Below are 21,620 nucleotides of genomic sequence, written 5' to 3'. Positions count from 1 at the left end.
TTCATCCTAAATTTGGTTATATTTGTTAAAAACGATCAAAAATGATTCAACTTAAAGGCTGGACACGCAATACACTTTTTATTGTCGGACTTCTTTTTATCATTTTTCTGTTGTGGTATTTTAGTGCCATTGTCACCTACATTCTTATTTCGGTGGTGCTATCGTTTATTGGCCGCCCACTCACCCGCTGGCTGACAAAAATAAAATACAAACGTTTTAAAATCCCCAAAGGGCTGGCTGCTTTTGCAACGCTCGTCAGTTTATGGATCGTTTTTATTTCTTTTTTCAGGTTCATTATTCCACTCTTGCTCAGCGAAGTAGAAACCCTTTCGCAAATTGATTTCACCCTCGTTCTCGATTCCATTGAAGATCCTTTGCTGAATCTCATTCACTTTTTTGGCAAAGACACGGTGAGCATCGAATCGAAAAACTTTATGGATATTGTAACAGAAAGCCTGGGCGCTGAAATTGATTTTTCGCAGGTATCGAATTGGTTTGGGCTGGTTGCCGGAACAGTTGGTGAGCTGCTAATCGGTTTCTTTTCCGTTTCGTTTATCACCTTTTTCTTTTTGAAAGAAGAAACGATGTTCCGCACTTTCATCATACTACTGGTGCCTACCCATTTGGAAGAAAAAGTTGCCCATATTCTCGATTCCATTTCTTACTTATTACGACGCTATTTTATCGGCTTACTTTTCGAAGTTTTTATGGTAATGCTGCTCGATACCATTGGCCTCACCATTGTTGGCATCGAGTTTAACCACGCGGTTGTAATCGGTTTGTTCTGCGGAATGTTCAACGTTATTCCCTATCTCGGCCCGTGGATGGGTGCAGCACTCGGCTTACTAATTGGGGCAGCTTTACATATTAATCTCGATTTTATGAACGAAGTTTTGCCAACTTTAGGATGGATGACCGTAGTTTTTCTTTCCGTTCAGGTAATCGACAATGTTCTTTTTCAGCCACTTATTTATTCCAGCAGCGTAAAAGCACACCCGCTCGAAATTTTCCTTGTAATTATGGCCGCCGGAAGTATGGCCGGAATTATCGGAATGATCCTGGCTATTCCTGTTTACACGATTCTTAGGGTAATTGCAGCCGAATTTTTCGAGAACATGAAACTGGTGAAAAAGCTTACCGAACACCTCGAAAAAGAGAAATCGAAAGGCTGAAAAATCCCGCACCTTATCGATATTAGAAATGGAAAAATCATTTTCCATAAATGTAACCAATCGCATTTCCCAAACATTCTCAGCTATTTAACGTAAAAAATCTAATTCTTTTAGAACCTTAAGGTCTTTTTATTGTTAATAGGTTAAGTCTAGATAAAAAGGCCTTTATTTTAATACTAAACTTAACAGAATGAGAGAACACTTCTTTTGGGGAGGTTTCATGAAAAAAACGCAAATTTTCATATCCCTGTTCGCTTTTGTTACCTGTATTTTGCTATCCACTAATTTGTATGCCGATTCTTCCGAATCAGTTGTAACCGATGGACATTCGCACGAAGATGTAAAACGCGGCGAACGTTTTTTCAAAGGTTTATTGCCCTTCGATCGTGAGTATTCGTCGTGTGTTTCCTGTCATAATTTGAACCGGGTCGACACGCTGAACTGGAATCCTTCGGCAATGGATATTGCAGTAAAATTCGTAGACAAGGATTTTGAATCGTTTCAAGCCTCGGTAATGAATCCGGTTGGTGTAAAAATGGAAGCTTCGCATGTTAATTTCGATATTTCAGAAGAAGATCTGCAAACAGTAAAAATTTATCTCGACAATTTGGCGCACACCGGGGTTCCTCCGGCAAAACCAACGCACTACAACCTCATTCTGTTCCTGTTTTTAGGATTGTTAATCACCTGGGCAGTTGTTGAGTTGATCTTCATCCGAAAAATTAAACTGAAATTCATTCCTCTGATAATATTGCTTGGCGCTTTTGGCTGGCAGGTAAAAATGATTGTTACCGATGCTATTAAATTGGGCCGCCAGGAAAATTATGCGCCCGATCAACCCATAAAATTTTCGCATAAAGTTCATGTCGGCGAAAACGGAATCGATTGTATGTATTGCCATACAACGGTAGAACAAAGTAAATCGGCGGGGATTCCTGCCACAAACCTTTGTATGAACTGCCACATTCTGATTCGCGAAGGAACAAACAGCGGCAAATTTGAGATTGCCAAAGTAGTTGATGCCGCAGAAAATGGTCATTCAATCGAATGGAAACGGATTCACAACCTGCCTGATCATGTTTATTTTAGTCATGCGGTGCACGTTGGCTCCGGAAAACTCGACTGTATGCAATGTCACGGTCCGGTTGAAGAAATGGATATTATGGAGCAACACAGCGACCTGTCGATGGGCTGGTGCGTTAACTGCCACCGCGATACCGAAGTGGATTTTGGCAATAATGGCTATTACGAACATTACGTGAAATTGCACGAAGAGATGAAATCCGGTGCGATCGACTCGGTAAAAGCAGTTGATATTGGCGCCAATGATTGTATGCGCTGCCACTATTAATTTTTCAAGTTTAAAGCAGAATCAAACAAACTATGACAAAATATTGGAGAAGTTTAGACGAGTTAAATAATCCGGCAGAGTTTAAGCAAAACGAGATTAAACTGGAGCTGGACGCCAAACGTGCCGTAATAAAAAAGGCTTCCGGCTCATCGCGTCGCGATTTTCTGAAGGTTTTTGGATTTAGCGTTGCAACCGCAGCGGTTGTTGCCAGCTGTAAACGGCCGGTCGATAAAGCGATTCCATACCTGGTAAAACCGGAAGAAGTTACACCCGGAATGGCCAATTATTACGCCTCAAGTTATTTTGAAGCCAACGAATATTGCAGTGTTTTGGTGAAAGTGCGCGACGGCCGCCCCATTAAAATTGAAGGCAACGATCTGTCACCTGTTTCGCAAAAAGGAACTTCTGCACGCGTTCAGGCATCGGTTCTTGATTTGTATGATGATGCCCGTTTTAAAACACCACTAAAAAGAGGCGAAGCAACCAACTGGGAAGAAGTTGACAGCTACATCACAAAAAAGTTAGAGCAGTTAAATACTGACAATCAAAAAGTTGTCTTGCTCACATCAAGTATAATTTCGCCAACAACAAAAAAAGTAATTGCAAGCTTTCAGGAAAAATACCCCAATGTTGAGTGGGTAAAATACGATGCGGTTTCGGCAAGTGGAATTTTGGAGGCCAACCAACAGAGCTTTGGTACGGCATTGATTCCTGACTACCGTTTCGAACGTGCACAAGTAATTGCCAGTTTTGGAGCCGACTTTTTAGGCACCTGGCTTTCGTCAACAGAATATACAAAAGGTTATGCAGCTGGCAGAAAAGTACTGGATAAAGGCGATGAAATGAGCCGTCATTACCAGTTCGAGTCGGGAATGACTTTGACAGGTTCAAATGCCGACGTGCGAGTCCCCATAAAACCATCGGAAGAAAAGACGATTTTAACAGCGCTGTATTACCAGTTAATGCAGGCAAAAGGTTTTATGACCATTGCAGCTCCAGGCAGCCCGGTTGATGTAACAGGATTGGCTGAAGATCTGCTGGCAAACGAAGGAAAATCGCTGGTAATTTCGGGGAGCAACGATTTAAATATCCAATTGATCGTAAACGCCATCAATAATCTTTTGGGAAATTACGGTTCAACGATTTTGTTCGACCGGCCATTAAATACTCATCAGGCAATTGATGCCAATTTTGAAAAAGTAATTGCCGGATTAAAAAATAAAGAAATTGCCGGAGTGCTTTGCTGGGGAGTTAATCCGGTTTACAATCATCCAAAAGGTCAAGAACTAAAAGAGCTGATTTCAGGAGCCGAGCTTTCAGTTTCGTTTTCCGACAGAAAAGACGAAACAACAGCCGCTTGTCATTGGGTGTGCCCTACCCCACACTACCTTGAAGCGTGGAACGACGCCGAGCCAAAAACAGGACTTTACAGCTTGTCGCAACCTACGATATCAAAACTTTTTGATAGTCGGCAGGGGCAGGAAACCCTGCTAAAATGGGCGGGCGAAGAGCAGCCCAACTATTACGAATTTTTAAAAACAAACTGGGAAGAGAGCTTCACCGGCTTGCAATCAAAATATTCTGATTCCCGATTATTCTGGAACGATGCCTTGCAAAAAGGTGTTTTCGAAACAGAGATAACTGCCGAAGCACCGGTGTATAGTGAAAATGGATTAGAAGATGCCTTACAACTCGGCGGTGCTGAATCACAGGGATGGGAAATTGTTTTCTATCAGAGTGTGGCTTTGAAAGACGGAAGTTCTGCCAACAACCCGTGGCTGCAGGAATTGCCCGATCCCGTTGCAAAGATCAGCTGGGATAATTTTGCTGCGGTTCCGGTAAAATGGGCTGAAGAAAATGGCGTTCAGAATGAATCGGTGATCACCATAAACGGAATTGAAATGCCGGTTTTTGTCCAGCCCGGACAAGCACCTGACACCATTTCTGTTGCATTAGGTTATGGCCGCGAAGTTGCTGGAAAAGTTGGCGACGGTGTTGGTAAAAATATGTATGCACTGGCATCGATACAAAACAATGCCAAACAACTTTGGCTTAGTGGTGCCGATGTGCAGACCACAACAAAAACTTTCGAACTGGCGCTGTCGCAAACACACCATTCAATGGAAGGCCGGCCAATAGTCCGTGAAACCAATTTCGATAAATGGCAACTTGATCCGGCTTCGGGCAATGAAATCCGCAAGGAGCATCTGGAACACCACGTTTCGATGTATCCCGAACAGGAATTTAAAGGTCACCATTGGGCAATGGCAGTCGATCTGGGAAGTTGTGTGGGATGTGGAAACTGTTCCATCTCGTGCCAGGCCGAAAACAACGTGCAGGTAATCGGAAAAGAACAAGTGCGCAACCGCCGAATCATGCACTGGATTCGTGTTGACCGCTATTTCTCGAACGATGCAGAAAATCCGGATGTGTATCATCAACCGGTAATGTGTCAGCATTGCGATAATGCACCGTGCGAAAATGTTTGTCCGGTTTCGGCCACGCCACACAGCGAGGAGGGATTGAACCAAATGGCTTACAACCGTTGCGTAGGAACCAAATATTGCGTGAACAACTGCCCGTACAAAGTGCGTCGTTTTAACTGGTTCCAGTACGTTCAAAATCCGGAGTTCGATTTTGCATCAAACAGCGATCTGGGACGTATGGTTCTTAACCCTGATGTTACCGTTCGTTCGCGAGGTGTGGTTGAAAAATGCTCGTTCTGTGTGCAGCGTATTCAGGAGAAAAAAGCGGAGGCTAAAGTTGCCGGCAGAATGTTAAAGGATGGTGAAGTTCAACCGGCATGCGTTCAGTCGTGCCCGGCCGATGCTCTGGTATTTGGCGATCTGAACGATGAGAACAGCAAAATCAACAAGCTGTTTAAAAACGAGCGCAATTACCATTTGCTGGAAGAATTGCACACCCTGCCATCGGTAGGATATTTAACTAAAGTAAGAAACAAAAAAGCATAAACGCCTATGTATAATTCAGCCGTAAGGGGAAAGCTAATTGATGGCGACAAGTCGTTCAGCCAGATCTCTAAGGATATATTAGCACCCATCCACGCCAAAACGCCGCTGTGGTGGTATGCAGCCATGCTGGTGAGTTTGGGCATGTTCGGATTTGGTTTGTATTGCAAATACATCACCGTTTCAACCGGAATTGGTACCTGGGGAGTAAATAACTCGGTAGCCTGGGGTTGGGCCATCATCAACTTTGTTTGGTGGATCGGTATCGGACATGCCGGAACAGCATTTTCCATTTTCCTGCTCATTTTACGGCAGAAATGGAGAACTGCCATTAACCGTGCAGCAGAAGCGATGACCGTGGTTGCCGTTTTCTGTGCCAGCCTTTTCCCGCTGTTGCACATGGGGCGTCCGTGGTTGTTTTTCTTCATTTTCCCGTATCCGAATACGCGTGGTCCGCTTTGGGTGAATTTTAACTCACCACTTTTCTGGGACTTTGTGGCCATTTCTGCTTACCTGCTTATTTCAGCAAGTTTCTGGTATTTCGGGATGGTGCCTGATTTTGCAACCATTCGCGACACAGCAAAATCAAAAATTAAAAAGGCCGTTTATGGATTTTTTGCCTTTGGCTGGACAGGTTCGAGCCGCGAGTGGTTACGTTTTGAAGGCCTGAGTTTTGTTCTTGGTGGAATTGCGGCTGTGTTAGTTGTTTCGGTACACTCGATTGTATCTACCGACTTTGCTGTTTCAGTACAAGCCGGATGGCACACCACCATCTTCCCTCCTTATTTTGTTATCGGAGCTATTTTCTCAGGATTTGCCATGGTGCTTACCCTGGTTATCACGATGCGCGGATTATATAAGATGAACGACTTTATTACCGACCGACACGTTGATGCGGTTTGCCGGATTCTGATATTTATTTCGCTGATTATGGGAACTGCCTACATGACCGAAATCTTTATCGCGTGGTATTCGGCTTCGGAATACGAAACGTATATGTTCTTTAAAAACCGTTTGTTTGGTGATTATGCTTTCCAGTTTTGGGCTATGTTTACAGCCAACGCTGTGATTCCGCAGTTGTTCTGGTTTAAAGCGGTGCGCAAACGCATGTGGATCGTATTCATTATTTCCATCATTATCAATATCGGTATGTGGTTCGAGCGTTTTAACATTGTGGTTACCACGCTTAGCCGCGACTATCTTCCTGCCGCATGGGCAAATTACTCACCTACCTATGTTGAAATAGGATTCTTTGTCGGTACACTTGGAATGTTTTTGGCCGGAGTGCTATTATTCTTCCGCTACATTCCAATGATTGCCATTTCTGAATTAAAAAGTGTGGCAAAATTCGACAAACCAAATAACGGACAACTAAAAGCAAAGAGTCATGAGTAAAAAATATATCCTTGGCGTTTTTGACGACGAAGCAACTTTAGTTGATGCCTTTGAAAAACTAAAAGACAAAGGAGTAATGCCGGTGGAGGTTTACACGCCATATCCCGTGCACGAAATATTGGAAGGAATGCCCATAAAAACACGCATTACACATGCCGCTTTCTTTTACGGATTGTTTGCAGCGCTGGGTATTCTTGGATTCCTGACTTATGCTGCCTCGATCAGCTGGCCTTTGCACTACGGAGGAAAACCGTTTAATGCATTCCCGTCGTTTATTGTGGTTACGATTGTAGCAACTATTCTAGCCATAACGCTGCTTACGCTTTTTACTTTTTCGGCACGGGCAAAAATATTCCCCGGCAAAAAAGCAGAGATCTTTCACGAACAAGCCACCGACGATAAGTTTGTTATGGTTTTCGACGAAGCCGGAATTGCAAACGATAGCGAGTCAGTAAAATCGATCCTCACAGAACATGGTAAAATTGAATAACTGTATCGGTATGAAGAAATTAAAATATATAACACTGTTTGGAGTATTGCTTTTTGCCTTTTCTTCTTGTGATTATAATCGCCGAACAACGGGCTGGCAATATTTCGATGATATGGTTACCTCCCCGGCTTACGAGAGTTACACACCCAACCCAAATTTTGCCGACGGAAAAACCATGCAGCCTCCTGTTGCCGGAACCATTCCACGAGGAACAGTTCCATATGCTTATGAGAAAAGCGATGAAGACCGGGCACTGGCAGCTGCCACACTGGTAAATAATTTGGAACCAAGCAAAGAAAACCTGCAACGCGGTGAAAAAATGTATGGCATTTATTGTATGCAATGCCATGGCGAAAAAGGCGATGGACAAGGATCGTTGTATGTGAGCAAAAAATACACGTATCCGCCGGCAAGTTTGCTGAGTGAAAAAATGATGGCGAATCCGGAAGCGGATATTTACCACGTGATTACAGTGGGGTTTGGGATTATGGGCGAGCATGGTTCGATGATAAAACCGGACGACCGCTGGAAAATCTCGATGTACGTAAAAGAGGTATTACAAAATTAAGTACGTCATGCTGAACTTGTTTCAGCATCTTCGTAAGATTCCGAAACAAGTTCGGAATGACGGAATAAAGAACAGATGAAGAATTAAAAGGAACAGATATGGAAGACCGATTAACACTTTCCAATAAGTTTAAAATGCTCACCTACGCGCTGATGGGTGTTGGTGTGGTTTCGTTTGCACTGGGTTTTGTTTTCGATGCCGAGCGCACCTGGGCAAACTACCTTTTAAACAACTACTATTTTGTGTCGCTGGCCATTGGCGCCGCCTTTTTTGCCGCCATCCAGTACATTACTCAATCGGGCTGGTCGGCCATGTTTAAACGTGTGCCCGAAGCCATGGTAGCTTATCTTCCGTTTGCTGCGGTTTTCTTCCTGATCCTGTATTTTGGTATGCATTCGGTTTTCGAGTGGACACACCATGAGGTTGTTTCGCACGACCATATTTTGCAGCACAAATCGCCTTATTTGAATGTGCCTTTCTTCTTTGCACGGGTAGTTGTATTCTTTGCTGCTTGGATCATTCTATCGAAAGTTTTGCGCAAATTCTCGTTAAAAGAAGACGAGGTTGGCGGCATGCTATATTTCGAAAAATCGGAGTTCTATTCCAAGATCTTCATTTTTGTGCTGGCACTTTCATTCAGCCTGTTTTCGGTTGATATGTTGATGTCGCTCGAGCCACACTGGTTCAGTACCATGTTTGCAGGAAGAAGTTTTATGGCCGGAGTTCTGCACGCCTCATCAATAATTGCGCTGATTGTAATTATTCTATCGAAGCAAGGGAAATTTCCACTACTAAACCACAGTCACCTGCACGATTTTACTCGTTATATTTTTATGTCGAGCATCGTTTGGGGCTACTTCAATTTTGCCGAATTCATGTTAATCTGGTACGGTAACATTCCTGAAGAAACTTCGTATTTTGTACATCGCTGGCACGGGGTTTACAAAATCCTGTTTTTTGCCAATATCGTTATCAACTGGGGCATCCCGTTTTTGGTACTGATGCCACGAAAAAGCTCGAGAAGCAAACTATTTATGATACCTGTGATCATTCTGTTGATGATAGGACAATACACCGAACTGTACTACATTATCTGGCCGGCAACGGTACATGAAGCAAAGTTTGGCTTACTCGAAATCGGGACTTTCCTGGGTTATGCCGGATTATTCTCTTGGGTAGTTGGCACAACGCTTACAAAAGCCAGTCTGGTTCCGAAAAATCATCCTTACCTGGAAGAAAGTATTCAGCACCATTTCTAAGGAATTATTCTTTAGCATACATTGCATTTTCTAGGAAGATGAATATAAATTTAAACCACCATTAGTTTAATCATATCTCAAGCCTTATCAGGCGGATTTTACTATTTGGCTTAGCCCAAATAGTAAACACAAAACCCAAGGCTGCGCCCACTTCACTCGGAAAAACTACGCGATGTCAGCTAAAATTCCTGAACTCGTCGTTCCTCCTCAGACAGCAGTAATTTTTTAACGCTGCCATCACTTGTTTTCCGGTTCACTGGCCGAGGCCGAAGCTTCGAAGTTGCTTTACAAATGTACATGCCTGTCATAAGTGGAACGGCCTCTGTTGATTTTTAGCCGGAGTTGAAATAAAACCTTAATGAGAGCGGGAAGCTCCGAAATATTGAGGAGATCACCCGTCCGAATTTGGGTTTTATAAAAACGGAGGATAAAGATTAACAGCCGCCTTGATTTTTTTGCATCGTTTTTGCATTAAGGCAAAAATGATGGCTTCCGGCAGGAAATTAATTACAATATAATTCCAGCGAATCATCCATATTTCAAAATATTAGTTTTTGGGAGTATACTCACATCCCCGGTTTTCTTGTTTCGGGATTACTCCCAAAGCTTTCCATTCTCGTTTTTTCCCTTTTGGGAGTATGCCCAAAGGCTCCCCAACGCGTTTTTCTCCTTTTGGGAGAACTCCCAAAGCTTCACTGATGCAGATTTCTTGCTTTAGGAGTACTCTCGAAGCCTCAAAGGATAATCCTGATTCCAATTCATCCCCTAAAAGTCCCCATTCGCCGATATTTCTTTCAAAAGGCAGTATTTTCGGACTTACTTTATGATTATTTAAAACCAAACCTGTAATTTGCACAGGTTAAATCTTACTATTCAATAAAAACAATATGGAGTTATTCGAAGCGCGCAATGTAAACAAGGTTTTTGCCAGCACTCAGGCTTTAACCGATGTTAGCATTTCGGTGAAAGAACAAAGCATTTTTGGCTTGCTTGGTCCCAATGGGGCGGGCAAAACCACCCTCATCCGCATTATTAACCAGATTACCGCCCCCGACAGTGGCGAAATTTTTCTGAACGGTGAAAAAATGACCCGGGCAGACATTTCGCAAATTGGCTACCTGCCCGAAGAACGCGGACTATACAAAAAAATGAAGATTGGCGAGCAGGCGATTTACCTCGCTCAGTTGAAAGGCATGTCGCAACGCGATGCAGCAAAAAACCTGAAACAATGGTTCGAGAAATTCGACATTATGCCCTGGTGGAACAAAAAAGTGGAAGAGCTGTCGAAAGGGATGCAGCAAAAAGTACAGTTTATAACCACTGTTGTTCATCAACCTAAACTGTTGATTTTTGATGAGCCTTTTAGCGGTTTCGACCCGATAAATGCCAACCTGCTGAAAAAGGAAATTCTGAACCTGAAAGCAGAAGGTGCAACCATTATTTTCTCTACCCACAATATGGGATCGGTTGAAGAATTGTGCGACCACATTGCACTCATCAACAAATCGAAAAAGATTGAAGACGGGCCAACCGACGAGATCCGGATGAAATACAAATCCAACACTTTCGACATAAAATACCGGGGCGAATTCAAAGATATTGACCTGGCTTTGGGAACCGATTACAAAATCATCAGCCACGATGAGTCGGAAAAAGCGAACACCCTGAAAGTGCAGTACATGAACGGAAAATCGAATAACGAGCTGTTATCGGCGATTATGCCGGCCGCCGAGATCATGTCGTTCGAGGAGCTGATTCCGAGCATGAATGACGTATTTATTAAAGCCGTTGAAGAGTCGAACAAAAACTAAACCAGCCAACATGAGCAACACATTACTGATATTAAAACAAGAATACCTGAAACGGGTAAAAAAGAAATCGTTCATCATATTAACCATCCTGATGCCGTTTTTAATTGCCGGCGTTTACGGTTTGGTCATCTATTTTTCGATAAAAGACGATACCGAAGAGCGCAAGATAGCCGTGTACGATGCCACCAATTTATTTCTTGGCGAATTCAGCGAAGAAGGAACGACCAGCTATCATTTTATTCCGAAAGAAGAATATGCAACGTTGAAAACCAACCTGAAAGGAAGTGGTTATTACGGCGTCCTCTTTATTCCATCAGATATTTATTCGAACAACCAGGCGCAGCTTTTCTCCGAGAAACAGTTGCCGTTTGAATTGACCGAACAGATTGAGCGCAAACTGAGTCGTTTTATCGAGAATGACAAGCGACAAAAAGTAATTGAAGAATCGGGCATTCCTGATTTAGAAGATCGACTGAGCAAAACACGCACCAGTGTAAACCTGAGTACATTAAAAATATCGCAGTCGGGCGAAACCAAAAAAAGCTCGTCGGTAGTGGCTTTTATTGCCAGTTACGCGATGGGGCTAATCATTTATTTCTTCGTATTTATGTACGGCGCCATGGTTATGCGCAGCGTAATGGAAGAAAAGAAAAGCCGCATCATCGAGGTAATTATTTCGTCGGTGAAACCAAGCCAGTTAATGGCCGGTAAAATTATTGGAACTGCTTTGGTTGGCCTCACACAGGTTGCCATCTGGCTTATTTTAGGAGGAATTGGGCTGGTAGTGGTGCAGAGTTTCTTTTTCACGCCTGAGTCGGCACAGCAAATGGGACAAAGCATTATGGAATCGCAGGGACAAATGAACCCGGCAGCCATGCAGGCAGCGCAGTCGAACCAGGTTATGGAAGTTATGGAAATGATCGGCAACCTGAATCTGCCACTTATTTTATTCTCTTTCGTGTTCTATTTCCTTGCAGGTTATTTATTATACAGTGCTTTATTGGGTGCTGTTGGTGCCGCTGTTGATAACGACGAAGATTCGCAGCAAATGGTTTTCCCGGTAACTTTCCCGTTGATCCTTTCAATTATGCTACTCTTCCCCATTGCGAAAAATCCTGAAGGTCCGCTCGCATTTTGGTGTTCTATAATTCCGTTCACTTCGCCGGTAGCCATGATGGCACGTGTACCTTACGATCTGCCAATCTGGGAGCTGTTACTTTCTATGGGACTGCTCGTACTTACAACAATCGTCTGTATTATGGCGGCGGCCAAAATTTACCGTATCGGCTTGCTCATGTACGGTAAAAAGGTAAATATTAAAGAGCTGATTAAGTGGCTTCGCTATAAAGGCTAATGCTTAAAATTAGTGATACCCTCACTCAGACTTAGGGTATCACTAAAAGTCCGATTTCTTAACAAAGAAGTGAAAAACATGATTTTTTTCATGATTTTTATTTAGAATAAATAAAAATTACATATATTGCACACGATATGAAAAACACCGGTAACAATATGATGATGTGTTGTTGTTTCCTTCAAAAAGGGAAAGGTGTTATAGTGTTTTAACTTGAGCTTAATTGCAAGATTATACGAGGCCTTTCCGTGAACGGAAAGGCCTTTTTTTTGTTTAATGAATATTTACCGAGATAACTCAATAATTAAAAACAGATGAAAGCAAAGAACATTTTAGAGACCATTGGCAACACGCCACATGTAAAAATTAACCGCCTCTACCCTGAGGATTACGAAGTTTGGGTGAAAGTTGAAAAAACAAATCCCGGAGGTAGTATAAAAGACCGTATTGCACTGGCGATGGTAGAGGATGCGGAAAAGAAAGGGATATTAAAAGAAGGTTCGGTGATTATTGAACCTACATCAGGAAATACCGGAATCGGGTTAGCACTGGTAGCAGCCGTAAAAGGTTACCGTTTAATTCTTACCATGCCAGAGTCAATGTCGTTGGAGAGAAGAAGAGCATTGAAAGTATTTGGTGCCGAGCTGGAATTAACACCTAAAGAAAAAGGGATGAAAGGTGCCATTGCCAAAGCTGAAGAACTGGCCAGTGAACTGGACAATGCCTGGATTCCACAACAGTTTAACAACCCGGCAAACGTAGCGGTACACCATAACTTTACAGCACAGGAAATTCTGAAAGACTTCCCTGAAGGTTTTGATTACCTGATTACCGGTGTTGGAACCGGAGGACACATTACCGGTGTTGCTGAGGTTTTAAAAGAGAAATTTCCGAACCTGAAAGTTTTTGCAGTTGAACCGGATTCAAGCCCAGTAATTGGCGGAAAAGATCCCGGTCCACACGGAATTCAGGGAATTGGAGCAGGCTTTATTCCTAACAACCTGAATACCGATCTGCTTGACGGAACGGTTGAAATCAGCAAAGACGAAGCTTTTGAATATGCACAAAAAGCAGCACGAGAAGAAGGTTTGTTTGTCGGTATTTCATCGGGAGCATCGTTGGCAGCGGTTGCCAAAAAGATAAAAGAACTTCCAAAGGGATCGAGAATTCTTACTTTCTCGTACGACCACGGCGAGCGCTATTTATCAATTGAAGGTTTATATTAAAACTAACTTCAATATACAGGAAGGGGATCATTCGGATGAGTGGTTCCCTTTTTTTTTATAGGTTTCTAAGCACCATCAAGCAAATCTATCAAACAAAAGTTTCCAATTGTTTGTTCTTTCTTCGTATCTTATTAAAAACTAAGAATGAAAGGATTAACTATGTTTTTCACCGGACTTATTGCAGGAATAATTTTAACAGTGGTTCTTTTGATTGTAATCATGCCCAAACAGATGTTTGTGGTAAACGAAAGCAAACTGGGATTTGACGAAACTGTTGCCGCCATTGAACAATCAGCAAAAAACAACAACTGGAGCATGCCGCATTTATACGATTTGCAGGCTACCATGAAAAAGCACGGTTTTGAAGTAAAACCTGTTAAAGTTTTTTCGCTGTGCAAACCCGATCATGCTTACCAGATTTTAAGCAGCGACCAGGAACGTGTTGTTTCGGCACTAATGCCATGCCGCGTTGCAGTTTACGAACGAAATGGAAAAACCTATGTATCGATGCTGAACTCCGGCCTCTTCTCGAAATTTATGGGGAACAAAGTTAAAACCGTTATGGGAGCGGCCAGCGAAGAAAATAAACAGATACTGGCTCCCGTTATCAAGTAATTAAAACTAAAAACAATAAAAACTACCATGAAAAAACTATTGTATTTATTCATCCTGATGGGATTTGTAGCCTGTAACTCAGGAACACAAAAAACCACTGAAGTTGCTCAACCGGAGCAGATTGTAGAATCAACTATTGATATTGGCGGATTGCATTGCGACGCCTGCGTGACTTCGGTAGAAAAGGGAGTAAATTCCCTGAGTGGGATTGAATCGGTAAAAGTGACACTCGCTGACTCCACTGCCATTGTTACATACAACGCATCGGCAGTGTCGATCGATGATATTGAAAAAAGCATTGAAAAGCGCGGATATACTATAAAAGCTGTAAAATAGGCGTTGCCGGCAGTTAAATTACTACTGCTCACAATGTTCTGGTGATAAATCACCTCGTTTTTCGGCATAATATTTGTAAAATTCCGTACATTGCATAAAAGCCATAGAAACAATGAAAGACAATTTTAAAAACGGAAAACCGGAATTACAAGAAACAGGTGCGGTGTGGAACGTAAAAGTTGACATTCCAACTGCCGTTTCTAAAGATTCCATCAGGCTTTACAAAAAAGCCCGAAAATTGAAACTGAAAGTAATTTTGAATTAAATAAAAAGCTTTGACCATCGGATCAAAGCTTTTTTTTTCTATTACTTCAGTTGTCACTTTCTAATTTTCCCTACATACAACCGAATGTAGAAATATGCAATCGTCAGAATGGCGTAACTCCCGGCCTGCAAATACAACTTTAGCACTTCTGATTTAACCTCTGTAATTCCCACGCCCATTGTGCGCAAACGCAAGTAGGCAGGAACAGTAGTTGTGCCGGGCAGAATTTTGGAAAGACCTACTAACCAATCGGGCATGGCAGAAACAGGCCACGAAATACCGCTTAAAAATAAGGCTATCGGCGACAAAAACATCATAAATACAATGGCCGACTCACGATGTTTAAAGAAAGTCGACAGTCCAATTCCGAAGAAGATTACTGCCAATAAAAACGGGAATAATAACATTAGCACATCAAACATATTGCCTTTGTCGGGATAGTTGAACCAATCGTGAATAATGATCAGTGCCAGACAAATATTAAATGCTGAGATTAGTAAATAAGCCCCAACCCGACCCAAAACCAGTGGAATGATTTCGCGTCTGCGTTTGTTTTCCGGCAACCTGAACGGCGATCCTTTTGACTCGGAAAAAGTACCTCCCATAATTCCGATACCAATCAGTAATGTTTGCTGAATGATGATGATGATCAATCCCGGCATGATAAAACTACCGTACGAACCAGCAGGAATGTAAAGCATATGCGTTTGAATACTCAGCGGACTAGCCGAAACTTTTGCCTGTCGCAACGATTTCCCTTCGGCCAGGTAATGCTGCACTCCTACTCCTGCCCCAAAATAAGCATTAACGGTTTGTGCCGCCGTGTAGAATGTTTTGTATTTTAACAGGTAACTACCATCGGCGTAAACAGCAACATTGGCCTGTTTGGTCGACAGTACGTTTTTCTGAAATCCCTTCGGGATAAGTAAAACACCATCAATTTTATTGGCCATAAAAAGTTCTTCGGCCTCTTTCAAACTTTGCGGATTATATGAAACCTCAACATCGCGCGATGCATCCAACATATTTGTGTATTTCCGGCTAGTGGCTGTTTGATCCAAATCGACAACACCAATCGGCAAATCGGTAAGCACTTCGTTAAAGTATCCGAAAGAATACAACAATGGATAAATTAGCAGCGCACCGACCAAAATCAACACAGCCCCGCTATCCGTAAAAATAGCTTTCAATTCATTCTTAAAATGAAAAGCCATTAATTCGAAGCTGTTTATTTTATTCTTGTCTTTCGTCATAATTCCTATTGTTTTCCCCAGTGTTTCGGATCGCTCAGGCTCTTCTTATACATTTTAAATACAGCCATTCCCGATAGCATAAATAGGAGGATGTAACACAAATACGGCAGCGCTTCTTTTATTGGTGCTCCGCGTAACGATTGCGAAATAAAAAGTTTCTCCCACCAGGTAAAAGGGAAGATCGCCGTAAGCATTTTTACAAAAGGCATCATTCCTTCTATCGGGAAAGTAAGTCCCGAGAATGTAATTCCCATCATTATATAAGCACTCCCAACCGACAGCGACAAACGCAGGTTTTTGGTTAATGAAACGAATATCAATCCCAGCATCTGGTAAGCGATAATCGTAATAAACTGACCGCAAAAAATGACAACAAAGCTGCCATTTAACGGCATTCCTTCAACCTCATAGAGCAGGTAGGCAATCAGCATTGCGAAACCCGAATAAATTACGGTGTACGGAAAAAGTTTCCCAACAATTGCCATACGCACACTGTTGTTTCCAGCTTCTAAAAGACTTTGTCCTGTGCCTCGTTTCAACTCATTCCCGAAAGTGTAAACCGAGCTCATAAAGGCAAACAAAAACAAAGTAAAGTAAAGCATTGCCGAGTTAAGGAAGTAGGCATAATTTGTATACGGATTGAACAAGACATGCTTTTGAATTTGCACAGGAACAACCCGCGCCATCGCTTTTTGAGCATTGTTGCCTTCAAGGGCCAGTTTTTTAATCTGAATTCCGGCCGACAAGGTATTAAGCGTAGTTAAAACCGAACGTTGGACAACTCCTGCAACCGTTACGTTTGTACCGTTGATGTAAACCGGAACAGGTGCTTCCATTCCCTGGAATACTTTTTTCTCCAGCTCATTGGGCAATACAACAATTGCCTGAACAAGACCCTGTTTTAACCACTCCTGCGCCTGGAACATATCAGGTGCTCCGGCTACAATCTCCACATCGGGCGAGGCATTTAAAGCATTTCCAACTTTTACGGAAAGTGATGAATTATCCTGATCCACCAAAGCAATGGGTAATCGTTTTGCCGCTCCTTGCTGAAAGATAAAAAAGAGCAGCAGAATACCCGTGATCGGCCCGATTAAAAGCAGAAACCGATAGGCAGGATTTTGCTGAATCCGCCTGGCCTCACGAATCATTACTTCAAAAATAGGATGTCTCTGTTTCCCGTCCATTTTATTTCATTTCGGGTAAGGTAACAACAGCTGTCATTCCGGGTCGCAGACCATCGATTTTATTCACCGGGCGCGCCTCAACTTCAAACGATTTTAAGTCGAATTCTCCCGAAGTTTTTGTTGCATTCCATCGGGCAAAATCAGCCGACGGGCTAATGTATTTTACTTTGAATTCGAACTCCTGCCCGTCAAGACCGGGGATTACAGCCTTAAACACACTTCCCATTTTAAAATGAGTCATGTAATCTTCGCGGATGTAAAGAGTCACCCAAATATCGTTCAGATCGAGTAGGGTTACTACCGGAAAACCTGTTGAAACCAATTCTCCTTCTTCCACATTTACTCCCGACACTTCGCCGTCGGCGATAGCATTAATTGATGTTTCTTCCAGGTAAGCTTCCACCTCGGCAATGGCTGCCTCAGCACGTTTTACCATTGCTGCAGCAGCTTCTTTATCTTCTTCGCGGGCGCCTTTTTCTGCTTTCTGCCAAATGGCCTTGGCTGCATTTGCAGTTTCGCGGGCGGCCTTCATTTGTGTTTCAACCTCGTCGCGTTTTTGTGCAGGCACCACTCCTTCGTCATATAAATTCTGAATGCGTGCAAATGTCTTTTCAGCAAACTGGGCGGCAGCTTCGGCTTTTACATAGGTACTGTAGGCTGCAGTAATATCTTCCTGTTGCGCTCCGTTTTGTGCTTTTCGGCTTTGAGCGCTTGCGGCAGTGCGGGCGGCATTTGCATTGGCCAGTTTTGCATTGATCTCAGGACTATCTATGGAAAAAATAAAGTCGCCTTTTTTAACTTTTTGTCCCCTATCCACAGCAACCTTCTGTATTCTGCCGGGAACTTTTGAAGCAATATTGTATTGCTGAGCTTCAACCTCTCCCTGCAGAATTACAGGCTCGGGTTTTGTAACAACAATAAATGTGTATACTATAAATGCTACGATAGCCACAAGTACAATTATTGAGCTTAACGTCTTCTTATTCATGATCTATGTTTTTTGCTTTTGTTTTTAAAGTGATTCGGTTACGGTATTATCTCCACTCGAGAAATCGATGTATTGTTCCGGAACACCCGCTGTTTGCAGGAAATTCGCCAAACCAACATCGTAATTATATAAAACACTCAAGCGTAATGTTTTTACCTGCATTACTTTTGTGTTGGCCTCAACCACGTCGGTAGACGTTGCAAATCCTTCATTAAAGGCTGTCTCTGTACTTTGGCGGTATTCGTTTGCCAACTCCAACGTTGTTTCCAGTTCGGTTTTTTGCTCCATTTGCATTTGCAATTCGTTATAGAGTTTTACCAAATACGCTTCCAAATCGTTGTTGGCTTTTTGTTCTGCATATTCAACCTGGTTGTGCAAAGTTTCGCTGGCCAGTATATTGTTCTTGCGGCTCATTCCCTGAAACAAATTCCATGTCATTCCAATTCCAAGTTCCCATTCGGGCATGTATGGCGAGAAGTTTTTGTCGGCAATGTTGTAATTACCCATTGCCGCAATCGTTGGTAAATATTCGTTTTTCTCTACCTTGTGTTTTATCTCAACAAGCTCCTTTTTACCCTGAATTTGTTTCAATTGAGGGTTTAATTCTTTGGCACGATCTAACCACGCAGCCAAACCTGTCAATTCGTTATTGATGAACAAATTGTTAGCAGGGATCACGAGGCCCATCGAATCAGTTGCCAATGTCGCTTTTAGGCCGGTTCGTAATATTTCAACATTCCGCACCGCCTGCTTCACTTCTCGTTCGGCCTCGTTTTTCGCGACCTCCGCATGAAGCAATTCAACTTTTGCAATCATTCCGTTATCGAATAATTTTTTTGCATCGTTGTAATGGTTCTCCATACTTATCAGCATTTCTTTGCGAAGTTTTTCCACTTGCAATCCGAGAGCCAGACCATAATAACGCGTAACCAATTCGGTTAGTAGAACACCTTCCGCATGACGCAATTCCTGCTCGCTAATATCCAGATTGACTTCGGCAGCCTGGTTCGCTCCGTTAATTTTGCTTCCGGCATAAATTGGCAGCGCAAAACTGGCTGTCAGTAACGCAAAATTCTTCTCCTGAATAATCTCATCCCAGTCGTGGGCTGCAATTGCTTCGCCTCCTTCAAGTAATTGCTGACGTACAATTTCGGTGCTCATGTCGTCGCTTAAATATGGGTAAAGCGCATTGGTTGCCGGATCGGGATTTGGAACGCCGTTAAAAACACCGTAATTACCCAGTGTTTCGTACAGCGGACTGATGGCTTCACCAACCGGAGTCAAATCGAGGTGCAAGGGATCGGACATTGCGACCGCCGTTGCATTTAACGAAACCTGCGGCAAACGCATTCCTTTCTTCGACTTGATCTCGAATTCTTTCTGCCTTATTTCTTCCTTCTGGCGCAACAGTGCCGGGTTTTGTCCCAGCATTATTTGCATCGCCTGATCGAATGACAACAATTGGCTCTGTGATTGCCCGTTAACCGTAATTCCCACTGCCAAAAGCAGCAGGAATAACAAGACTGTTTTCTGTTGTTTAATTGTTTTCATTTCTAGTATTGTAAGCTGTATTTTGTTGTTTTCTTATTTTAAGAACTTAAAAATCATCTTTAGCAAATGCTGAATGTCCGATTCGGTAATTGTCTCTTGCTGACCGTGCTTATATTTTTGATTGATAAACTGAATGGTTAGCAGAACTAAAACCAAATACAAATCGCTAACTGTAAGCTCGTCATCAAACGTACCGTTTGACCGGCCAATTTGCAGCAACTTGTCGATTAACTTTAAAGTGTTTTCATGGATTTCCTGATCGATTATAAATGTATAATCGTTGGTGAGCACGTATAAAAACTTCACTCTGATCGGTTCTTCATTGGCGTACTGCACAAAATGACGGATCAGGTTTTCAATGGTCTCCAAAACCGGTTTTTCCGGTACGATTAAAGTTTCAAAAAAGCCGAACACTTCACCGTAAACCTCTTGTAAAATGGCATTTACCAGTTCGTATTTACCTTTGTAATGCATATAGAAATAGCCCGAAGCCACTTGTGCATCTTTCGAAATTAGAGCCACTGAAGCTCCGCCAAAACCGTTATCAACCACCAGTTTCATGGTCGACTGTTTTAATCGCTCAATTTTTGTCTGATCTGTAATCCGTGCCATATCTCTGAATTAATAAATGAACGTTCATTCATTTATGCAAATGTAGTTGCTTTTTAGAAATTACGGGTGGTGTTTTTACTGAAATGATTAAATTTCAGGATGAAATAACATTTAGGGACAAAAAAAACCGGATTCAAATGAATCCGGTTTTTAGTTAAAATATCGTTTGCTTAAACAAAAAGCTTTGCATTAATATTATCGATACTTGCTTTCACACCTTCAAAAGGTTTTCCGTTACCCTGGTTGTCGTCTTCAACAAATAAGTATTTCAAACCAGCAGTTTCGCGTGCATCGTAAATACGTTTGTAATCGGCAACACCGGCTCCAACAGAAACAATATCGTCTTTGTCAACCGTGTAAAATGGCTCAACAACCTCTTTACCCATACCTTTAAAGTGCAACAGTTGGAAGCGTCCAGGATATTTGTTGAACATTTCAACAGGATCCTGACCTGCTTTCATTGCCCAGTAACAATCCAGTTCCATGGTGATGAGGTCTGCATCCATTTCTTTCAGGAATACATCGTAATAAGGTACCATTCCGTCGGTTGGTTTAAACTCGAAGTTATGGTTATGGTAACCAAACTGAATACCTACATTTTTCATGATCTCACCAACTTTATTCCACTCGGCAATCATCTTTTTGTAAGTTTCAATATTACGGTCTTTTTCTTCAATCCAAGGCTGAACGCAATATTCAACACCAATTTCGGCGTGTGCATCGGCCATTTTCTGAGCGCTTGCAGTTGTAATTCCTTCAGCTTCAACACTGGTGTGGCTGCTTACCACTTTCATACCATTGTCTTCCACCATTTTTTGGAATTCTTTTGGCTCAACACCATAAAATTTGCCATCGGCATACGAAGCCATCTCAACAAATTTATAGCCCATGTCGGCAATTTTCTTTAACGAACCAGCCGCATCCGCTGCCATTGCATCGCGAATACTATAAAGTTGCAGGCCAAGACCCATTCCGGTTGCTGCCTTAACTACCTCTGTCGCTTGCTCAACAGGTTTTTTACCACCCGAGCCACAAGCGTAGGTTCCCAATGCTAAAACACCTACTGTACCTGCTGTTGAAATTCTCAGAAATTCTCTTCTATTCTTCATGATCCTTGCTTTAGTTAGTTATACTGTATAAAATTTATTTAACTTAAAAACTCTAAAAATAATGAGATATTTTTTTGAGAGGGACTAAAATTATAAAGATTTTGCAGAA

At 42.4% G+C, this 21,620-nt stretch carries 20 protein-coding genes; 13 read left to right on the top strand and 7 right to left on the bottom strand.

All coding sequences use genetic code 11. From position 1 onward, the window contains the following. The first annotated feature begins 41 nt into the window (after positions 1-41). The 7 genes from QZ576_RS13950 (at position 42) to QZ576_RS13920 (ending at position 9,204) form a co-directional block, all read left to right on the top strand. Positions 42-1,172 carry an AI-2E family transporter gene (locus QZ576_RS13950; protein ID WP_297098196.1) on the top strand — a complete coding sequence of 377 codons (1,131 nt, stop codon included), beginning with the start codon at positions 42-44 and terminating at the stop codon, positions 1,170-1,172. Between the two features lie 190 nt (positions 1,173-1,362). Continuing rightward, positions 1,363-2,523, top strand: coding sequence for a cytochrome c3 family protein (locus tag QZ576_RS13945; RefSeq protein WP_297098195.1), 1,161 nt, complete (start codon positions 1,363-1,365; stop codon positions 2,521-2,523). 32 nt (positions 2,524-2,555) lie between these two features. After that, a complete protein-coding gene (locus QZ576_RS13940) occupies positions 2,556-5,495 on the top strand; it encodes a TAT-variant-translocated molybdopterin oxidoreductase (RefSeq protein ID WP_297098193.1) in 2,940 nt (979 codons plus the stop codon). A 6-nt stretch (positions 5,496-5,501) separates the two neighbouring features. Further along, entirely contained in the window at positions 5,502-6,887 is a 1,386-nt protein-coding gene (gene nrfD / locus QZ576_RS13935) for an NrfD/PsrC family molybdoenzyme membrane anchor subunit (RefSeq protein ID WP_297098191.1), read from the top strand. After that, positions 6,880-7,377 carry a DUF3341 domain-containing protein gene (locus tag QZ576_RS13930; RefSeq protein ID WP_297098189.1) on the top strand — a complete coding sequence of 166 codons (498 nt, stop codon included), beginning with the start codon at positions 6,880-6,882 and terminating at the stop codon, positions 7,375-7,377. The genes nrfD and QZ576_RS13930 overlap by 8 nt, the downstream gene beginning before the upstream one ends. A 10-nt stretch (positions 7,378-7,387) precedes the next feature. Beyond that, on the top strand, positions 7,388-7,945 hold the full coding sequence (locus tag QZ576_RS13925) for a cytochrome c (RefSeq protein ID WP_297098187.1): 558 nt from the start codon (positions 7,388-7,390) through the stop codon (positions 7,943-7,945). 98 nt (positions 7,946-8,043) lie between these two features. Beyond that, positions 8,044-9,204 carry a hypothetical protein gene (locus tag QZ576_RS13920; protein ID WP_297098186.1) on the top strand — a complete coding sequence of 387 codons (1,161 nt, stop codon included), beginning with the start codon at positions 8,044-8,046 and terminating at the stop codon, positions 9,202-9,204. A gap of 547 nt (positions 9,205-9,751) precedes the next feature. On the opposite strand, the gene QZ576_RS13915 is transcribed toward QZ576_RS13920, so the two are convergent. After that, positions 9,752-10,060, bottom strand: coding sequence for a hypothetical protein (locus QZ576_RS13915; protein WP_297098183.1), 309 nt, complete (start codon positions 10,058-10,060; stop codon positions 9,752-9,754). Between the two features lie 31 nt (positions 10,061-10,091). Here QZ576_RS13915 and QZ576_RS13910 point away from each other — a divergent pair, with 31 nt between their 5' ends. The 6 genes from QZ576_RS13910 (at position 10,092) to QZ576_RS13885 (ending at position 14,811) form a co-directional block, all read left to right on the top strand. After that, positions 10,092-11,015: an ABC transporter ATP-binding protein gene (locus tag QZ576_RS13910; RefSeq protein WP_297098181.1), complete on the top strand. Its 924-nt coding sequence runs from the start codon at positions 10,092-10,094 to the stop codon at positions 11,013-11,015. A 10-nt stretch (positions 11,016-11,025) separates the two neighbouring features. Next, complete coding sequence (locus QZ576_RS13905) at positions 11,026-12,369, top strand: ABC transporter permease (protein ID WP_297098179.1); 1,344 nt, start codon at positions 11,026-11,028, stop codon at positions 12,367-12,369. Positions 12,370-12,683: 314 nt separating this feature from the next. Continuing rightward, positions 12,684-13,595: a cysteine synthase A gene (gene cysK / locus QZ576_RS13900; protein ID WP_297098177.1), complete on the top strand. Its 912-nt coding sequence runs from the start codon at positions 12,684-12,686 to the stop codon at positions 13,593-13,595. A gap of 144 nt (positions 13,596-13,739) precedes the next feature. After that, a complete protein-coding gene (locus tag QZ576_RS13895) occupies positions 13,740-14,210 on the top strand; it encodes a DUF302 domain-containing protein (RefSeq protein ID WP_297098175.1) in 471 nt (156 codons plus the stop codon). Between the two features lie 27 nt (positions 14,211-14,237). Beyond that, positions 14,238-14,546, top strand: a complete 309-nt coding sequence (locus QZ576_RS13890; protein WP_297098173.1) for a heavy-metal-associated domain-containing protein — start codon at positions 14,238-14,240, stop codon at positions 14,544-14,546. Between the two features lie 112 nt (positions 14,547-14,658). Next, complete coding sequence (locus QZ576_RS13885; RefSeq protein ID WP_297098171.1) at positions 14,659-14,811, top strand: hypothetical protein; 153 nt, start codon at positions 14,659-14,661, stop codon at positions 14,809-14,811. A 53-nt stretch (positions 14,812-14,864) separates the two neighbouring features. Here the strand turns inward: QZ576_RS13885 and QZ576_RS13880 are convergent, their stop codons facing one another. The 6 genes from QZ576_RS13880 to QZ576_RS13855 form a co-directional block, all read right to left on the bottom strand. Then, the gene (locus QZ576_RS13880; protein ID WP_297098169.1) at positions 14,865-16,064 is read right to left on the bottom strand and encodes an ABC transporter permease; all 1,200 of its coding nucleotides are present in this window, start codon (positions 16,062-16,064) and stop codon (positions 14,865-14,867) included. Between the two features lie 5 nt (positions 16,065-16,069). Further along, complete coding sequence (locus tag QZ576_RS13875; RefSeq protein ID WP_297098167.1) at positions 16,070-17,251, bottom strand: ABC transporter permease; 1,182 nt, start codon at positions 17,249-17,251, stop codon at positions 16,070-16,072. A 1-nt stretch (position 17,252) separates the two neighbouring features. Then, positions 17,253-18,239, bottom strand: a complete 987-nt coding sequence (locus QZ576_RS13870) for an efflux RND transporter periplasmic adaptor subunit (RefSeq protein WP_297098165.1) — start codon at positions 18,237-18,239, stop codon at positions 17,253-17,255. 24 nt (positions 18,240-18,263) lie between these two features. After that, positions 18,264-19,790, bottom strand: a complete 1,527-nt coding sequence (locus QZ576_RS13865; RefSeq protein WP_297098164.1) for a TolC family protein — start codon at positions 19,788-19,790, stop codon at positions 18,264-18,266. Positions 19,791-19,823: 33 nt separating this feature from the next. Beyond that, positions 19,824-20,402, bottom strand: a complete 579-nt coding sequence (locus QZ576_RS13860) for a TetR/AcrR family transcriptional regulator (RefSeq protein ID WP_297098161.1) — start codon at positions 20,400-20,402, stop codon at positions 19,824-19,826. A 170-nt stretch (positions 20,403-20,572) separates the two neighbouring features. Next, a complete protein-coding gene (locus QZ576_RS13855; protein WP_297098159.1) occupies positions 20,573-21,511 on the bottom strand; it encodes a sugar phosphate isomerase/epimerase in 939 nt (312 codons plus the stop codon). Between the last annotated feature and the right edge of the window lie 109 nt (positions 21,512-21,620).

This window comes from uncultured Draconibacterium sp. (assembly GCF_913060805.1).
GTDB lineage: Bacteria > Bacteroidota > Bacteroidia > Bacteroidales > Prolixibacteraceae > Draconibacterium.
The sequence above is the reverse complement of the archived record's forward strand: the minus strand, read 5'-3'. Positions and strand labels throughout refer to the sequence as shown.

Excerpts from the sequence above, each read along its gene's own strand:
- QZ576_RS13880 (WP_297098169.1), bottom strand. The coding sequence starts at position 16,064 with ATGACGAAAGACAAGAATAAAATAAACAGCTTCGAATTAATGGCTTTT.
- QZ576_RS13945 (WP_297098195.1), top strand. The coding sequence starts at position 1,363 with ATGAGAGAACACTTCTTTTGGGGAGGTTTCATGAAAAAAACGCAAATT.
- QZ576_RS13890 (WP_297098173.1), top strand. The coding sequence starts at position 14,238 with ATGAAAAAACTATTGTATTTATTCATCCTGATGGGATTTGTAGCCTGT.
- QZ576_RS13895 (WP_297098175.1), top strand. The coding sequence starts at position 13,740 with ATGAAAGGATTAACTATGTTTTTCACCGGACTTATTGCAGGAATAATT.
- QZ576_RS13950 (WP_297098196.1), top strand. The coding sequence starts at position 42 with ATGATTCAACTTAAAGGCTGGACACGCAATACACTTTTTATTGTCGGA.
- QZ576_RS13875 (WP_297098167.1), bottom strand. The coding sequence starts at position 17,251 with ATGGACGGGAAACAGAGACATCCTATTTTTGAAGTAATGATTCGTGAG.
- QZ576_RS13855 (WP_297098159.1), bottom strand. The coding sequence starts at position 21,511 with ATGAAGAATAGAAGAGAATTTCTGAGAATTTCAACAGCAGGTACAGTA.
- QZ576_RS13905 (WP_297098179.1), top strand. The coding sequence starts at position 11,026 with ATGAGCAACACATTACTGATATTAAAACAAGAATACCTGAAACGGGTA.
- QZ576_RS13860 (WP_297098161.1), bottom strand. The coding sequence starts at position 20,402 with ATGGCACGGATTACAGATCAGACAAAAATTGAGCGATTAAAACAGTCG.
- QZ576_RS13865 (WP_297098164.1), bottom strand. The coding sequence starts at position 19,790 with ATGAAAACAATTAAACAACAGAAAACAGTCTTGTTATTCCTGCTGCTT.
- QZ576_RS13940 (WP_297098193.1), top strand. The coding sequence starts at position 2,556 with ATGACAAAATATTGGAGAAGTTTAGACGAGTTAAATAATCCGGCAGAG.
- QZ576_RS13930 (WP_297098189.1), top strand. The coding sequence starts at position 6,880 with ATGAGTAAAAAATATATCCTTGGCGTTTTTGACGACGAAGCAACTTTA.
- QZ576_RS13885 (WP_297098171.1), top strand. The coding sequence starts at position 14,659 with ATGAAAGACAATTTTAAAAACGGAAAACCGGAATTACAAGAAACAGGT.
- QZ576_RS13920 (WP_297098186.1), top strand. The coding sequence starts at position 8,044 with ATGGAAGACCGATTAACACTTTCCAATAAGTTTAAAATGCTCACCTAC.
- QZ576_RS13925 (WP_297098187.1), top strand. The coding sequence starts at position 7,388 with ATGAAGAAATTAAAATATATAACACTGTTTGGAGTATTGCTTTTTGCC.
- QZ576_RS13910 (WP_297098181.1), top strand. The coding sequence starts at position 10,092 with ATGGAGTTATTCGAAGCGCGCAATGTAAACAAGGTTTTTGCCAGCACT.
- cysK (WP_297098177.1), top strand. The coding sequence starts at position 12,684 with ATGAAAGCAAAGAACATTTTAGAGACCATTGGCAACACGCCACATGTA.
- nrfD (WP_297098191.1), top strand. The coding sequence starts at position 5,502 with ATGTATAATTCAGCCGTAAGGGGAAAGCTAATTGATGGCGACAAGTCG.
- QZ576_RS13870 (WP_297098165.1), bottom strand. The coding sequence starts at position 18,239 with ATGAATAAGAAGACGTTAAGCTCAATAATTGTACTTGTGGCTATCGTA.